The organism is Exiguobacterium sp. s132, from assembly GCF_018617235.1.
GTDB classification, from domain to species: domain Bacteria; phylum Bacillota; class Bacilli; order Exiguobacteriales; family Exiguobacteriaceae; genus Exiguobacterium; species Exiguobacterium profundum.
The window spans coordinates 36651-52052 of sequence record NZ_JACSJU010000003.1; the positions used below are offsets into that span (position 1 = coordinate 36651).

Here is a 15402-nt window from a genome sequence, read left to right on the forward strand (position 1 = left end):
ATAAGTTCCTTTCTGAAAAAGAGATGAGGGTTGTCCATGTACCAAACACATTCATTAAACGAAAAAATCAAACTGTTCTTCACAATTTTCTTTCCAATTTTAGTCACGCAAGTGTCTTTTTATTTGATTAGCTTTTTTGATACCGTCATGTCCGGACGGGCGGGTGCCGTCGATTTGGCAGGTGTCGGAGTCGGTTCAAGCTTGTGGATGCCGGTGTATACCGGACTGAGTGGAATCTTGCTGGCGGTGGCCCCGATCGTTTCGCAAGCGCTTGGTGCGCGAGACCGTCAACAGATTCAACGAACCTTGTTTCAAGGTATCTATTTAGCCATCATGCTAAGCGTAATCACGCTGACGTTGGGTTCATTCCTTGTGCCGATGGCAATCGAGAGCATGGGGCTCAGTGTAGAAGGGAAACGAATCGCGACGCAATACTTGCTTGCCCTTGGATTCGGTGTCTTGCCGATGTTCCTGTTCAATGTGCTACGCACGCTCATGGATGCCTTGGGCAAGACGCGAGTCTCGATGATCCTCATACTATTAGGGTTACCCATTAATGTCGGATTAAATTACATCTTCATCTTCGGAAAACTGGGGGTGCCGGCGTACGGCGGAGTTGGAGCGGGAATTGCCTCAAGCATCACGTACTGGCTACTCTTCTTCATGGCCTTCTTCTTCGTGAGAAACGGGAAGCCATTCCGCGAATACAAGTTTTTACGGACGACCGAACGAATGGTCTGGCTCCGACAAAAAGAGCTGTTACAACTTGGGACGCCAATCGGGCTCGCCATTTTCGCAGAAGTCAGCATCTTTGCGGCGGTCACGGTATTGCTCAGTTCATACGGTGACCAAATCGTCGCGGCTCACCAAGCGGCGATTAACTTCGCTTCGTTTGTTTACATGTTGCCACTCTCAGCATCGAGCGCATTGACGATCGTCGTGGGGTATGAGCTTGGCGCGAAACGACTGCAGGATGCCGTCCGCTATGCAAAAATCGGGCTCGCGCTCTGTCTCGGTGTTTCTATCTTTTCCGGTGCTTTTTTGTTTTGGCAAAACGAACGGGTCGCGGCTATTTATACGAATGATCCGACGGTCGTGGACCTTGCAGCTCACTTTATGATCTTCGCTGTATTCTTCCAACTGTCAGATGCTGTCGCGGCACCGATCCAAGGGATATTACGTGGCTTTAAAGACGTCAACATCACGCTCGTCCTTTCACTCGTCGCTTATTGGGTCATCGGTTTACCACTCGGGTATGTCTTGGCAGAGCACGCCGGATTTGGACCAGACGGTTATTGGATTGGCTTGATTGCCGGGCTCGCAGCCGGAGCGGTCTTGTTATTCCTCCGGTTAGTATGGATTGTCCGGCGCTACGGGACGGTTCAATCGACATAAAAAAGGAGAAGATTGTTCGCAAATGTAAACAATCTTTTATTTATTTAAAATTGGTCTATACAACTATACTTTTATCCGATATGATAACATGGAGGAAAACAAAAAGGAGTGGTGAACCGATGGGGACATTGATCAATGCTCGTATCGTGTCAGCAGAACAAACATGGGAACGTGGATATATCAGATGGAATGGTCAAACGATTGATGAGATTGGATCGATGGACCAGTTTGAACAACAGGATGAGCCTGTGATTGATGTCGCTGGAGCGCTCGTGACACCGGGTCTCATCGATGTGCATATCCATGGGGGATATGAAGTCGATACGATGGATGCGGATGAATCAAAACTTCGACGATTGAGTAACGACATGCTACAGGAAGGCGTCACGTCCTTTTTCGCGACGACGATCACGCAGTCAAAAGAAGCGATTGAGCATGCATTGAAGGCAGTCCGAAATGTCATCGAAGCGCAGGATACGACACTCATCGGAATCCACTTGGAAGGTCCATTTGTCAACGTGGAGATGGCTGGGGCACAACCGGCAGAATATATTATCGACCCGGATGCCGAGCAGTTCCGGAAATGGCAAGAGCTTGCCGGCGGTCATATCCGTCTTGTCACTTATGCACCGGAACGTCCAGGTGCACGTGAGTTTGAAGCTGTTCTTCGCGAAACCGGTGCAATCGGTTCGGCGGGCCATACGAGTGCGACATTTGAAGAGAACAAGCAGGCGGGCGTCAAACACGGGACGCATCTTTATAACCAAATGCGTGGGTTGCACCATCGAGAACCCGGAACGGTTGGGTATTGTCTCTTAGAGGATGGGGTCATCGCGGAAATCATTCCGGATGGGATCCATAGTCGTCCGGAGATGGTCGACTTCGCGTTTCGCTTAAAAGGAGCAGATGAACTTGTCGTCATCACGGATGCGATGCGAGCAAAAGGACTTCCGGACGGACAATATGAGCTTGGCGGTCAACCGGTCATCGTAGCGGACGGGGCTGCGCGACTTCAAGCCGGAAACCTTGCGGGCAGTGTGTTGACGATGGATGCTGCCTTCCGAAACATTCAGGCATATACGGGATGTACGGTGGAAGAAGCGGTCAAAATGACTTCGACGAATGTGGCCAAAGAATTCGGATTGACGACAAAAGGAGACATCAAATCTGGGTTTGATGCAGACCTTGTCGTTTGGGATGACACGACACATGTTCAGATGACTTTTGTCAAAGGTCGAATCGTATATGAACGGGAGGAACAAAGATGAATGTACTAGTCGCAAAGACGGCGAACGATGCGGAACGAATCGCCTATACGCTAATCAAAGAACGGATTTCAGGGAAACATGACTTCGTACTCGGTCTCGCAACCGGTAGCACACCGGTCGGGATGTATCAGATGTTTAAACAGGACGCGCTCGACTGTAGCCACGTGACGAGCGTCAATTTAGATGAATACATCGGATTATCGCCCGAACATCCTCAAAGTTATAACCGCTTCATGAAAGATCGACTCTTCGATGAGGTACCATTCAAACAAAGTCACCTCCCTCAAGGGGACGCGCCGGACCCGGAAGTGGAAGCATCACGTTATGAAGAACTTGTTCGGACACTCGGTGTCGATTTACAGCTTTTAGGGATTGGTGAGAATGGGCATATCGCCTTCAATGAACCGGGTACAGCGCTCGATGCGAAGACACATGTGACCGAACTCACGGAGTCAACTCGGGAAGCCAATCGTCGATTCTTTGATCGGTTAGAAGATGTACCGACACACGCCATCACGATGGGGCTCGATACGATCATGAACGCACGTGAAATCGTCCTAGTCGCGACAGGGGAGCGGAAAGCGGAAGCGGTGCATCACATGATTGAGAGCGTACCGACGGTCGACTGGCCGGCCACGATCCTTCAGGCCCATCCTGGTGTGACAGTCGTACTCGACGAGGCGGCGGCATCACACTGTGCGGAATCCTTACAAGCCCGTGGACAAGAAGCGGCAACACGATTTTTTACCATTCGGGATTAAAGGACCTGCGGAGTCATCTCCGCGGGTTTTTCTATGTTCAACTATGGGGAAATGTAAAGAAATGAATTTGTCATCAAAACGTTTTCGACAAATTTCTCGCTTTCCTCTATAATGAGTGAAGCTCATTATTTTGACTCGAAGGAGACCGATATGAATTCTAGAACACATGCTCGCAGACAGCGCACAGGTCCGTCTGCGTTTTATAAGATATTTAGTGCCCTCGTGCTGATTGCGATTATTGCTGGATCTAGCATTTACGGTACAGCGTTTTACAAAGCCCACAATATGTTGTCAGGCACCCAAGTCACATTAGAGGATGACCCGACGGTTGAGCCGACTCGTTATGATAAAGAAGATACGGAGACGTTCTTGGTTTTAGGGACAGACCTTTCGCCACAGAAGAAAGCGCGTGGCGAGTTTGGACGATCGGACGTTATGATTGTCGTCATTTTAAACAAGAAAGAAAAGCAGACGACGATGCTCAGTATCCCGCGTGACTCGTATGTCAATATTGACTACACGGGATATAACATTCCTTATGGCAAGACGGGACTTGACCAAGATAAGATCACACACGCTTACTACTTTGGTTCGATGGATGAATCGAATCCAAACAACGGGATGCGGATGGCGACGAACACGATCGAAGATTTAGTCGGTGTTGAAATCGACCATGTCGTCTCGCTCAACTTCCAAGGGTTCGTTGATTTCATTGATGCTGTAGGTGGCGTTGAGATTGATGTTCCGTTCTCATCACAACAAAACAGTTACGATGCGTCACGTGAGACAGTTCAAATCGAACAAGGACTTCAACAGCTTTCTGGTGAAGAGGCACTTGCCTACGTTCGAAATCGATACGATGATCCACGTGGGGACATCGGTCGTGGACAACGCCAGATGGAAGTCATCAATGCCGTGCTCGAACAATCACTCGGCACTTCACTCCTAAACAATTACGACAAGGTCTTGAAAGCCGTCGGCGACAACATGCAGACGACACTTGGCCCGAATGACTATATGCGTTTAATTGAAGATGTTGGCGCGCTTCACAATACGGTGCAATATCAATTGACTGGAGAAGGTGCCCGGGCAGATGACGGACACTTCTACTATTTCTTGAACGAACCGCTTCTTGAAGAAGTACGCTATCGTGTACAACAAGCGGACGCCGGTAATCGTGTCGAGCCGATGTCCGATACAGAACTCGAGTCGTATACGTTAGACCCGAGCGGGGTAACGTACGAAGCTCAATAAAAAAAGTTTGCCCTCGGGCAAACTTTTTTTATATGCGGTCCATGGCGACGGTCAAGGAGTATGAATCTCCACGAAAGAGCGAACGACTATACTCGAACATGTCACCGTTCTCGAGATAAGTTCGCTGGTCAATCAGCAATACCGGTGCGTTCGGAGAAATGGTGAGGAGCTTGGCTTCTTCTGGACCGGCGCTCCGGGCTTCGAGTGTTTGTGTTGCATTTTTCAGGCGTAAGCCATGCTGTTCGGCATAAGCATAAATCGATCCCGTCGCGTCATCTTGCGTCAGGTCAGGCAATAAATGAACGGGAATATAGGCGGTTTCGAGCGCAAGTGGGTGATCATCGGCGAGTCGTAGCCGTTTCATTTCATAAACCGGTGTTTGATTTGGGATGCTCAGTTGCTGCGCGATGCGATCCGTTGCCGGAATGACCTCGTATGACAAGAGACGGCTGAGCGGTCGCATGCCTCGATGTTTGATTTCCTCGGAAAAACTCGTCAGTCCCGATAACGTCATCGCAATCTTCTGACTCGCGACGAACGTGCCTCTTCCTTTTTGACGGCTCAAGTAACCGGCGTTGACGAGGTTCATGATGGCTTGACGAATCGTCATCCGACTGACGTGAAATTGCTCGGAAAATTCACGCTCTGAAGGCAAGGTGTCTCCTGGTTTTAACAATCCGTCATCAATTTGTTGCTTTAAGTACGCTTCAATTTGATAATAAATAGGTAACGGAGATTGTTTATCGATTTCTAACATATCATTTCGCTCCTGACTGAGAAGATGTATGTTTCATTATAGACGAAATTAAACTAGTTGTCTGAACAGATTATAGAGAGAAGGTGGAGGACAAGATGGAACCATATACAGCAAGTACAGTCGTGACCTCAATAAAGGAAGACGGCAACGGTCATTGGCACACACTCGAGAACAGCCCGTTTTATGCGGAAGGTGGGGGACAACCGGCTGACCGTGGATGGATTGGGACGCATCCTGTACTGGACGTACAAATCAAGGACGGGGAAGTATGGCATCTCTTGTCAGAATCATTACCAGCGGGCACGACGATAGAGGTTCGAATCGATGAGGACGTCAGACGGGATCATTCCATCCAGCATACTGCTCAACATGTGATAACGGCGATTTTGGAAGACCGTCATGGCATTCGGACGCTTAGCTTTGGAATCGGAGAGACCGATTCATCTATTGAGATTGAAACGGCAACGATGGACTGGGTGCACGTTGAGGCACTTGAACAAGAGATGCAACAAGTCATCTTTGAAAACCGTCCGATTCGTGTCTATGAAATCCCAAAAGAAGAAGTAGACCGGGCGCGCTTACGGAAAGAGACGGACCGAACGGGGATGATTCGCATCGTCGAAATCGAAGGTCTAGATTACAATGCATGTGGTGGCACTCATGTGGAGACAACGGGACAACTCGGTACCATCCATGTGACGGCGATGAAGAAAGTGAGGGGGAATCTCCGCTTGACGTATGTGGCGGGAAGTCGAGCGATCAAGGCGACTCAACAAGCGCGAGCAGCGTTGCGGACGATTCACCATACATTCTCGACAACGAATGAATCCGTGGCAGCCCGTGTAATCGAAGAACATACGATTCGTTTGGAACGTGAAAAAGAAATCAAAACGCTCGAAGAACGGATTGCCAAAGCGAAAGTGGAGGCTGTGTTGAAAGAAGATAACTATGTGGCTTTACATGTCGGGAGAACAGAAACGGAAACGTTGACGACCGCCATCATCGAACGAATCGCAGCAACAGGGCGAATTGCCGTTGGCGCCAACTATGGAACGCAGAAATTATTCGTTATGCATGACGGGACACAGGATATCGCCGTCGGCACATTCTTGAAAGCGGCGCTCCAAGAGATGAAAATCGGTCGTGGCGGTGGAAGCCATAAGCAGGCCCAAGCGCGTTTCACATCCGTAGCGGAACTAGAAAAGGGAATCGAAGAAATCGTGAAACGATTGCAGGAAGGAGTTTTACCATGTTGATCATTCAATCGGGAAACGAAGCAGCATTGATTGAACAGGCCAAACAAGTGCGGGAGATCGTATTCGTTCAGGAACAAGGAATCGATGCGAGTTTAGAATACGATGATTTAGACGATATGTGTACACATGTGGTCGGGCTCCTTGACTCCGAACCTGTGACGACAGCGCGTCTTCGTCCAGTCGACTCGACTGTCGGAAAAGTGGAGCGAGTGGCGACGATTCAATCGGCCCGGGGCCATGGATATGGGAAAGACATTATGATTGAAGTTGAACGTGTCGCGAAACGTCAAGGGTTGGTTGAACTACGATTGGGTGCACAACTGACGGCGCTTCCGTTTTATGAAAAGCTCGGGTACGAGGCGTTCGGAGATGAGTTTTTGGATGCCAATATCCCGCACCGCATGATGCGAAAAACATGGTAATCCTTTTTTGAAATAGCCCATTTTTCTAAAAAAAGGTTGGCAAGAAGATTTCGTTTTGTTATAACTAATACTAACAACTGACAGATAGAGGTTGCGAATGACATGAGTAAGCTTGGTTGAAACGGACGCACTCCGGACCGAGCCGAAAGGGGAAATTCGCCGAAGTCGACGTTCACGTGCGTGTGAATGAAGGCTGGGGTAGTCGTGAATAACGCCTACACTGCCATGGTCAACTACCATGGAGCGCTATCTACGGAACGATTCTTTAATCGTTTTTCAACTGCGCGTACAAGCGGCAGACCGTAGGGAGAGTGCTTCCTACCGGTCTGCCGCTTTTTCTGTTGGTGGACATCTTGAAAGTGGGGAACTTGATGACAACCGTACTGAAATTTGGTGGCAGCTCCGTTGCCACAATCGAACAAATACAAGCCATTTCGGACTATTTACAGACACGTGTGGCGACCGGTGAAAAATTGGTCGTCGTCGTATCGGCGATGGGCAAAACGACAGATTCGCTCTTGTCGCTCGCCAAACAAATCACGGATCGCCCGATGATTCGCGAACTCGACCGGCTACTCGCCGTTGGAGAAGAACAGACCATCAGTCTACTCAGTATCGCCTTGAACTCGCGAGGCGTACCGGCCATCTCATTAACGGGACAGCAAGCCGGGATCGATACGATGGGAATTCATACGAAGAGCAAAATCAAAGCGATTCGGAAAGAAGTGTTACACGAGAAGTTGCGTCAATACGACGTCCTGATTGTCGCCGGATTCCAAGGCGTGAATGAAGCGGGAGACGTCACGACCCTTGGGCGTGGCGGTTCGGACACGACAGCCGTCGCACTGGCGGCCGTCCTCAGTCAGCGTTGTGAAATTTATACGGACGTCGCGGGTGTATATACGACGGACCCACGAATCCATCCAACGGCGAAACGGCTTGATACGGTTTCCTATGACGAGATGATGGAGATGAGTGCACTCGGTTCAAAAGTGATGGAGATGCGAAGCGTGGAGCTCGCAAAGAAATATGACGTCAATATTTTTGTTGGGAAGACGCTTTCGAGCGAAGGAGGAACATGGATCATGGATACGACGCAAGCGATGGAACAGAAAGCAGTCACGAGTGTGAGTGTCGTCAAGAACGTACTCAGTGTCTCAATCAAACATATTCCGCATACGGCGGCGGGAGTCGCAGACATTTTTGAACGATTATCAGAGCGACACGTCAACATCGATATGATTTCACAGACGGCATTCGACGGCGAAGTGTTTCTCTCGTTCACATGTCCGCTCGATGAAGAGGCGTTTTTAGAAGAGGCGCTCGCGGAGTTGACAGCGACCTTGCCTCAAATCAAAATCGATCGTCACACGGAACATGCAAAAATTTCTGTCGTCGGAATCGGTATGCGAGACGCGACAGGGGTCGCATCAGAGCTCTTCGCGACATTCCGTGAGATGGGAATTCCATTCTATCAAGTCACGACGTCTGAAATCAGTATTTCCTATACGATTCAAGAACAAGACGTAGAAGCGGCAGTCGCAGCCATTGCGGCCCGGTTCCACTTATAAGGGGGTAGCATGATGTATAACGTAGCAGTCGTCGGTGCGACAGGTGCCGTCGGACAAAAAATGATTGACGTCTTAACAGAATATGAATTTCCAATCAGCGAGTTGAGACTCTATGCTTCAGCCCGCTCGGCAGGAAAGACGGTCGAGGTGAATGGGCAATCGATCGTGATTCGTGAATTGACCGATGCGATTTATGCGGACCCAATCGATATCGCACTCTTCTCTGCAGGTGGAAGCATCAGTGAACAATATGCCCCTCGGTTGAGTGAGCAAGGAGTCATTGTCATCGATAATTCAAGTGCATTCCGAATGCAAGAAGGAATTCCACTCATCGTACCGGAAGTGAACCGAGTCGAACTCAGTCCGGAGAGAACGCTCATCGCGAACCCGAACTGTTCCACGATTCAATCGGTCGTGGCGCTCGCGCCTCTAGCGGAAGTATACGGACTGACACGCGTCGCGTACACATCTTATCAAGCGGTATCGGGATCGGGTCAAAAAGGGATCGATGACCTCGAGCGCGGTGCGCGCGGAGAGGAACCGACGAATTATCCGTATCCGATTTATGATAACGTGTTGCCGCACATCGATGTGTTTCAAGAAAATGGCTACACGAAAGAAGAACAGAAGATGATGGATGAGACACGTAAGATTTTAAATGCGCCAAACCTCGGGGTGACGGCCACTTGTGTCCGGGTGCCGGTGCGAAACAGTCATGCGGTCTCGATCACGGTGTCGCTCGAGCGAGATGCGACGGTCGCAGAACTGAAAGCAGTCCTTGCCGATGCACCAGGGGTCGTGTTAATGGACAATCCATCCGAGTTGACATATCCGACACCGCTCGATGCGAACGGGACGGATGAGGTGTATGTCGGACGAATTCGCCGAGACGATTCACAACCCAATACGTTCCATCTTTGGTGCGTTGCAGATAACGTCCGAAAAGGGGCGGCAGCGAATGCCGTTCAAATCGCACAATGTATGATTAGTCAAACAGCGACGAAATAAGGAGGAGATGACATGTTCACAGGAGTGGCGACAGCACTAGCTACCCCATTTCAAGAAAATGGGCAGTTGAATCTAGAAGCATGGGCGGCATTAATTGAAGACCAAATCCAAGAAGGTGTGACGGGTCTCGTCATCGGTGGGACGACCGGCGAAGGGATGACAATCACTGATGACGAGTTTGAGACATTGCTCGTTCGAGCGGTGGAGGTCGCAAACGGTCGAGCCGTGATCATCGCGGGGACCGGTTCGAACAATACAGCAGTCAGTATTGAGAAAACGAAACGGGCCGCCGAACTTGGTGCGGAGATGGCGATGGTCGTCACACCGTACTATAACAAGTCGACACAGGCCGGGCTGATTGCTCACTTTACTGCGATTGCGGATGCGTCACCGATTCCGCTCATGCTCTACAATGTTCCGTCACGGACGGGTGTCGCCTTGGCACCGGAAACGGTCGGTGAGCTCGCGGAACATCCGCGCATCACGGCCTTGAAAGAAGCGAGTGGGGATATCTCGGTCATGGCGCAGATGATGGCCCATATTCCGGAAGGGTTCACCGTTTACTGTGGAAATGACGATCAAATCTTGCCGTACATGGCTTGGGGCGCACAAGGGGTCGTCTCCGTTTTATCAAACGTCTATCCGGGAGCGACGGTCGCGTTGGCAGACGCCCTATTGGCGGGTGATTTGCAGACAGCACGTACGTGGCAAATTCGTTTACTCCCAGTCATCGATGAACTTTTCGCAGAAGTGAATCCGATTCCGGTGAAGGCAGCGCTTCAAGCGCGAGGATTTGAAGTCGGTGCGCCACGTCTGCCGCTCGTTCCAATGAGCGCGACGGCTGAGGCGAAATTACTATCGGCGATGGAACAATTCAATGAGGTGAGACAATGAATGTTCTCATCCATGGGTTTGGCGCAATGGGACGCATTGTCGAAGAGGTCGCTCATGCGCAAGGTGTAAACGTAACGGCAATCGTCTCACCGGGAAGTGACGAGCACACGGCGACTCTGAATGAGGTGGACGTACCCGTCGATGTCGTGATCGACTTTTCGAACCCGGCGTTACTCCCTGATTTACTCGCGTTCGGACGGGAGCGCAATATTCCGCTCGTCATTGCGACGACGGGCTTCACACCGGAAGAATTGGCCGAGATCGAGACGGCTTCACAAGAGATCCCAATCTTTCAGTCTTATAACACCTCATATGGGATTGCACTGTTGAAACAGTTGCTCGACCAACTTGTCCCGCTCACTCTCGGATATGATATTGAAGTGATTGAGGCACATCATCGGAAGAAAGTGGACGCACCAAGCGGGACGGCAGAATTATTGGCACGTGCCATCGAAGCGAAGCGTGACGTGACACCGATTTACGAACGAACGTCACGTCGGGAAGCGCGTGCTACCGAAGAGTTGGGGATGCATTCCATTCGGGGTGGCACGATCTTCGGTGAGCATACCGTGCTCTTCGCCGGAGATGATGAAATGATTGAATTGAAACATACTGCGTTATCGAAACGCGTCTTTGCAAACGGGGCCCTTGCCGCTGCGGCAACGATCATCGATCGCCCGGCAGGACTTTATAATCTATCGAACTTATACGAGGAGGCTACTCATGTTACTCACAAACGCTTATGAAATCGCACAATATATTAAAGATGCTAAGAAGGAAACACCAGTTAAGCTTTACGTCAACGGTCAATTGGCGGGTCTTGAAATCGAGGAAGCGAAAGCATTCGGAACGGATGAGTCGAAACTGTTTTTGACGACGGCAGAACGCGCTGCGGCATTCTTAGAAGCCAATGCATCGGTCATCACAGATTCTCATCTTGAATATGATCGTCGCAACAGTGCTGTACCGATGCTCGATACGACACAACTCAATGCCCGAATTGAACCAGGCTCGTTCATCCGAGATCACGTTCAAATCGGCAACAACGCGGTCGTCATGATGGGAGCTGTCGTCAACATCGGAGCTGTCATCGGAGATGGTTCGATGGTCGATATGAACGCTGTCATCGGAGCACGCGGAACGCTCGGGAAGAACGTTCACCTTGGCGCAGGTGCCGTGGTCGCAGGGGTTCTTGAGCCACCTTCAAAAGATCCGGTCATCATCGAGGATGGTGTCATGATTGGGGCGAACGCAGTCATCTTAGAGGGCGTTCGCGTCGGTGAAAACGCAGTTGTCGCGGCAGGAAGTGTCGTCACACAAGACGTCCCTCCAGGTGTTGTCGTTGCGGGAACACCTGCACGAATCATCAAACAGAAAGATGAAAAAACTTCTGAAAAAACGCAACTTGTTGATGACTTACGCTCTCTCTAACGTATAATAGACAGAAAATATAAAAAATGAGGAATGGGAGAGTTGCATTATGGAACAGTATGGACAATGGATGTGGAAAGACGGGGCTTGGATTGAGCCGACTGACGCAAACACGAGTATCATGACACACGCGATTCATTACGGAAGCGGGTTCTTTGAAGGGATTCGCGCGTATCACACGGAGGAAGGTCCTGCTATCTTCCGATTACGTGAACACTTGGAGCGACTTGTTCGCTCGTGTGCATACTACCACGTCACGCTACCGTATACGGTAGATGAACTCGAACAAGCCACGATGGAATTGATTGAGCGAAACGGATTTGAAGCATGCTACATCCGTCCGTTCGTCTTCCTTGGAACACCATGGCAGGCACTTATGCCGACTGCTGAGACGAAGGTACATGTTGCCATCTCGTGTTGGCCGCTCGGTGAATATTTCAACAAGACGGTCGGGATTCGAGCGAAAGTGGCCTCGTATCGCCGCGTGTCTTCTACAATGATGCCAATGCAAGCGAAAGCGGCATCGAACTATATGAACTCACAGCTATTAAAAGGAGAGGCGCTCCGTGACGGATTCGACGAAGCGATTGCCCTTGATATGAACGGAAACGTCAGTGAGGCGAGTGTCGCGAACATCTTCCTCGTGAAAGGAAAAACGATTGCGACACCGTCCCTTGACTGTTCTGTACTCGATGGCATCACACGTCAAACGGTGATGCAATTGGCTCGCGAGGCCGGTTATGAAATCGTCGAGCGCCATATCGGACGCGATGAGCTCTATGTGGCTGATGAAATCTTCTTAACGGGAACGGCAGCCGAGGTGACGAGCGTCATCGAGGTCGACCATATCTCGATTGGTGGAGGTGTCCAGACGGTTGCGACAGAAATGTTGACACGCTATCGTGAAGCCGTAACAGGACAGCTTCCGGAACACCGCGATTGGATCACGTTCGTGAAATCAGCAGTAACAGAGTAAAGGAGTTTTGCACGATGGGAGTCACAATTGACTTGAATGCGATTCGCGAAAACAAACGCCGGATTGAAGCGCTCGGGCGCCCCGTGTTTGCGGTCGTGAAAAACAACGCCTATAACCTAGGAATGGAGCCAGTTGTGACGACTTTGTATGATGAAGGAGTCCGTCACTTCATGGTGACCACGTTAGAAGAAGCGATTGAAGTGCGAGCGCATGCAGAGTCGGCTCGCGTCCTCGTCATGAATCCGATATACACGTGGGAACACGTGCATACCCATGAATTTGACGTCGCAATCGGCTCGTATGAATGGCTCGTTTCACAGCGTGAGCATCTCGATGGCGTTCGCCTTCATTTGAAATTAGACGTCGGCATGAACCGATTCGGTGCCAAAACGTTTGAAGAAGCGCTACAGATCGTCGCCTTCTGCCAAAATGAAGGATTGAACCTTGTCGGACTATGTACACATTTTCCGCTCGCGGATGCGGACAATGCCGAAGTCGAGCATAGCGTCCAAGTCGAACGCTTTGCCGACTGGTCGACACGTTTGATGGAACGTCATACGTTTGAACTGATCCATGCGGCAAATAGTGCGGCCACGCTTCAAGACGACTCGCGCTTGCACCATTGCACACATGTGCGTGTCGGTATTTTCTTATACGGTTATTCATCGGTTGAGCCGGTTGAGTGGCTCGTACCTGCGTTTTATTGGGAGACAGAAGTGGTTGCCATCCACGACATCGAAGCGGGGGCTCATGTCGGGTATGGAACGGGATATACCGCGGAATCGAAAGAACGGATTGCTGTCTTACCTGTCGGATATGGGGATGGATTGATGCGGGCGAGACGTCACTTGCCTGTTCACATCGATGGGAAAGCATACCCGTTCATCAGTAACATCTTTATGAGCCATAGCTTCATCAAAGTCGACGAAGACGTACAAATCGGCGACCGCGTCACATTATATGGAATCGAGACGAAAATCGATGACGTGACACGTGTTGGCTATGCCAACAACTCAGAACAGCTCTGTGCCCGTTCGTGGCGTGTCCCACATCGCTTTGAAGGAGGAATTGTATGTACACCACCAATCAATCAGAATGTTTGATCGAAGGCGTGTCCGTCCGTGAACTTCAAGCGACGTACGGGACACCTTTATACATCATGAGTGAGCCAGAACTAGAGCGTCGCCTTAGAATTGTCCAGAATGCGTTTCTAGATAAGTATCCGAACACGTATGCGTTATACGCGTCAAAAGCATTATCGATTGCGGCCGTTTATGAAAAAGTGATGGCCGCAGGGTTAAGTGTCGATGTCGTCTCAAGGGGTGAGATGTACGTGGCACTGCATGCCGGTGTACCGGCGGAGCGCATTCACGTTCATGGATCGAACAAGACGATTCTTGACATCACGTATGCTCTCGAACAGGGGATTACACACTTTACCATCGACAATATGCGGGAGATCAGCCTCTTGTCAGGACTTGCGGCTGAATACAATCGCGAAGTCGATGTGCTTCTCCGCATTGTGCCTCAAGTTGTCGGGGGTGCCCATGCGGCGATTCAAACGGGTGGGGTTGATACAAAATTCGGTTTCCCGACGCATGACGACACGTATTTAGACGCGATTCGTGCAACGTTAGAAGCCGAGCACTTACAGTTGAAGGGAATCCATTGTCACGTCGGTTCTCAAATTCAAGATCCGACCCTCTTCATCAACACGGTGAAGACGATGGTGCGCTTCATGGATACGATTCGTCAGGAAACCGGCTATACGACGGACGTCTTGAACATCGGCGGGGGATTCGGCGTCGCTTACTTGGATGAAGACGAATATCTCGATTTTGCCCAGACGATGGAGCAAGTGATGGAGACGTTGGTCGAGGAGGTCGAGGCACGTGAATTGCCACTTCCGAAAATCGGGATTGAGCCGGGACGTTGGCTCGTCGCCAATGCGGGTGCCACGCTTTATGAGGTGGGGACCGTCAAAGAAGTGAGTGGCGTTCGTACATTCGTGTCTGTCGATGGCGGGATGACGGACAATATCCGTCCGGCATTGTATGACGCGGAGTATGAGGTCGTGGCAGCGACTCGGATGAATGAAGAGAAGACGCTCGAGGCAAAAATAGTCGGAGCGTGCTGTGAGTCGGGAGACATCATCTCGAACCGCTCATTGATCCCCCCTGTCACACCAGGTGACTTATTACTTGTCAAAGCAACAGGAGCGTACAATTTCTCCATGGCGAGCAACTATAACCAGATGCTTCGTCCAGCTGTTGTCTTCGTGAAGGACGGGGCACATCGACTTGTCGTTCGTCGCCAAACGTTTGAAGACTTGGTGGCATGTGAGGTCATTGGACAATCAACGTAAGACTGCAGAGCAATCTGTAGTCTTTTTTTTGATTTTGAAATGAG

The 15402-nt window shown here is 50.3% G+C and carries 15 protein-coding genes and 1 riboswitch; of the genes, 14 read left to right on the forward strand and 1 reads right to left on the reverse strand.

Features of this window, described 5'->3' with window-relative positions:
* Nucleotides 1–36 precede the first annotated feature (36 nt).
* The 4 genes from KNO78_RS12555 (at nt 37) to KNO78_RS12570 (ending at nt 4678) form a co-directional block, all read left to right on the forward strand.
* Nucleotides 37–1395, forward strand: coding sequence for an MATE family efflux transporter (locus KNO78_RS12555; protein WP_211781723.1), 1359 nt, complete (start codon nt 37–39; stop codon nt 1393–1395).
* A gap of 119 nt (nt 1396–1514) precedes the next feature.
* Nucleotides 1515–2663 carry an N-acetylglucosamine-6-phosphate deacetylase gene (gene nagA, locus KNO78_RS12560; RefSeq protein WP_214691451.1) on the forward strand — a complete coding sequence of 383 codons (1149 nt, stop codon included), beginning with the start codon at nt 1515–1517 and terminating at the stop codon, nt 2661–2663.
* On the forward strand, nt 2660–3424 hold the full coding sequence (gene nagB, locus KNO78_RS12565) for a glucosamine-6-phosphate deaminase (RefSeq protein ID WP_214691452.1): 765 nt from the start codon (nt 2660–2662) through the stop codon (nt 3422–3424). The genes nagA and nagB overlap by 4 nt, the downstream gene beginning before the upstream one ends.
* Before the next feature lie 150 nt (nt 3425–3574).
* Nucleotides 3575–4678 carry an LCP family protein gene (locus KNO78_RS12570; RefSeq protein ID WP_074037814.1) on the forward strand — a complete coding sequence of 368 codons (1104 nt, stop codon included), beginning with the start codon at nt 3575–3577 and terminating at the stop codon, nt 4676–4678.
* A 28-nt stretch (nt 4679–4706) separates the two neighbouring features.
* Here KNO78_RS12570 and KNO78_RS12575 read toward each other — a convergent pair whose 3' ends face one another.
* Nucleotides 4707–5435, reverse strand: a complete 729-nt coding sequence (locus KNO78_RS12575; RefSeq protein ID WP_159563504.1) for a GntR family transcriptional regulator — start codon at nt 5433–5435, stop codon at nt 4707–4709.
* A 95-nt stretch (nt 5436–5530) separates the two neighbouring features.
* Here KNO78_RS12575 and KNO78_RS12580 point away from each other — a divergent pair, with 95 nt between their 5' ends.
* The 10 genes from KNO78_RS12580 to lysA all read left to right on the forward strand — a co-directional run bounded on the left by KNO78_RS12580 (nt 5531) and on the right by lysA (nt 15358).
* Nucleotides 5531–6691 carry an alanyl-tRNA editing protein gene (locus KNO78_RS12580; RefSeq protein ID WP_214691453.1) on the forward strand — a complete coding sequence of 387 codons (1161 nt, stop codon included), beginning with the start codon at nt 5531–5533 and terminating at the stop codon, nt 6689–6691.
* Complete coding sequence (locus tag KNO78_RS12585; protein ID WP_074037812.1) at nt 6685–7113, forward strand: GNAT family N-acetyltransferase; 429 nt, start codon at nt 6685–6687, stop codon at nt 7111–7113. The genes KNO78_RS12580 and KNO78_RS12585 overlap by 7 nt, the downstream gene beginning before the upstream one ends.
* A gap of 77 nt (nt 7114–7190) precedes the next feature.
* Nucleotides 7191–7370, forward strand: a riboswitch (Lysine riboswitch).
* A gap of 114 nt (nt 7371–7484) precedes the next feature.
* Complete coding sequence (locus KNO78_RS12590) at nt 7485–8684, forward strand: aspartate kinase (RefSeq protein WP_078147890.1); 1200 nt, start codon at nt 7485–7487, stop codon at nt 8682–8684.
* A 12-nt stretch (nt 8685–8696) separates the two neighbouring features.
* The gene (locus KNO78_RS12595; protein ID WP_159563506.1) at nt 8697–9692 is read left to right on the forward strand and encodes an aspartate-semialdehyde dehydrogenase; all 996 of its coding nucleotides are present in this window, start codon (nt 8697–8699) and stop codon (nt 9690–9692) included.
* Between the two features lie 12 nt (nt 9693–9704).
* The gene (gene dapA, locus KNO78_RS12600; protein ID WP_074037809.1) at nt 9705–10586 is read left to right on the forward strand and encodes a 4-hydroxy-tetrahydrodipicolinate synthase; all 882 of its coding nucleotides are present in this window, start codon (nt 9705–9707) and stop codon (nt 10584–10586) included.
* Nucleotides 10583–11332, forward strand: a complete 750-nt coding sequence (gene dapB / locus KNO78_RS12605) for a 4-hydroxy-tetrahydrodipicolinate reductase (RefSeq protein WP_078146280.1) — start codon at nt 10583–10585, stop codon at nt 11330–11332. Before dapA ends, dapB begins: the two co-directional genes overlap by 4 nt.
* Complete coding sequence (gene dapD, locus KNO78_RS12610; protein WP_196431610.1) at nt 11310–12017, forward strand: 2,3,4,5-tetrahydropyridine-2,6-dicarboxylate N-acetyltransferase; 708 nt, start codon at nt 11310–11312, stop codon at nt 12015–12017. Before dapB ends, dapD begins: the two co-directional genes overlap by 23 nt.
* 49 nt (nt 12018–12066) lie before the next feature.
* A complete protein-coding gene (locus KNO78_RS12615) occupies nt 12067–12993 on the forward strand; it encodes a branched-chain amino acid transaminase (protein ID WP_214691454.1) in 927 nt (308 codons plus the stop codon).
* 14 nt (nt 12994–13007) lie between these two features.
* Nucleotides 13008–14096 carry an alanine racemase gene (gene alr / locus KNO78_RS12620; RefSeq protein WP_214691455.1) on the forward strand — a complete coding sequence of 363 codons (1089 nt, stop codon included), beginning with the start codon at nt 13008–13010 and terminating at the stop codon, nt 14094–14096.
* On the forward strand, nt 14066–15358 hold the full coding sequence (gene lysA, locus KNO78_RS12625) for a diaminopimelate decarboxylase (RefSeq protein ID WP_214691456.1): 1293 nt from the start codon (nt 14066–14068) through the stop codon (nt 15356–15358). Before alr ends, lysA begins: the two co-directional genes overlap by 31 nt.
* The last annotated feature ends 44 nt before the right edge of the window (nt 15359–15402 follow it).

Coding starts and splice junctions, on each gene's coding strand:
- nagB (WP_214691452.1), top strand. CDS start 2,660: ATGAATGTACTAGTCGCAAAGACGGCGAACGATGCGGAACGAATCGCC.
- KNO78_RS12580 (WP_214691453.1), top strand. CDS start 5,531: ATGGAACCATATACAGCAAGTACAGTCGTGACCTCAATAAAGGAAGAC.
- KNO78_RS12570 (WP_074037814.1), top strand. CDS start 3,575: ATGAATTCTAGAACACATGCTCGCAGACAGCGCACAGGTCCGTCTGCG.
- KNO78_RS12555 (WP_211781723.1), top strand. CDS start 37: ATGTACCAAACACATTCATTAAACGAAAAAATCAAACTGTTCTTCACA.
- dapA (WP_074037809.1), top strand. CDS start 9,705: ATGTTCACAGGAGTGGCGACAGCACTAGCTACCCCATTTCAAGAAAAT.
- alr (WP_214691455.1), top strand. CDS start 13,008: ATGGGAGTCACAATTGACTTGAATGCGATTCGCGAAAACAAACGCCGG.
- KNO78_RS12575 (WP_159563504.1), bottom strand. CDS start 5,435: ATGTTAGAAATCGATAAACAATCTCCGTTACCTATTTATTATCAAATT.
- dapB (WP_078146280.1), top strand. CDS start 10,583: ATGAATGTTCTCATCCATGGGTTTGGCGCAATGGGACGCATTGTCGAA.
- KNO78_RS12595 (WP_159563506.1), top strand. CDS start 8,697: ATGTATAACGTAGCAGTCGTCGGTGCGACAGGTGCCGTCGGACAAAAA.
- lysA (WP_214691456.1), top strand. CDS start 14,066: ATGTACACCACCAATCAATCAGAATGTTTGATCGAAGGCGTGTCCGTC.
- dapD (WP_196431610.1), top strand. CDS start 11,310: ATGTTACTCACAAACGCTTATGAAATCGCACAATATATTAAAGATGCT.
- KNO78_RS12585 (WP_074037812.1), top strand. CDS start 6,685: ATGTTGATCATTCAATCGGGAAACGAAGCAGCATTGATTGAACAGGCC.
- KNO78_RS12615 (WP_214691454.1), top strand. CDS start 12,067: ATGGAACAGTATGGACAATGGATGTGGAAAGACGGGGCTTGGATTGAG.
- nagA (WP_214691451.1), top strand. CDS start 1,515: ATGGGGACATTGATCAATGCTCGTATCGTGTCAGCAGAACAAACATGG.
- KNO78_RS12590 (WP_078147890.1), top strand. CDS start 7,485: ATGACAACCGTACTGAAATTTGGTGGCAGCTCCGTTGCCACAATCGAA.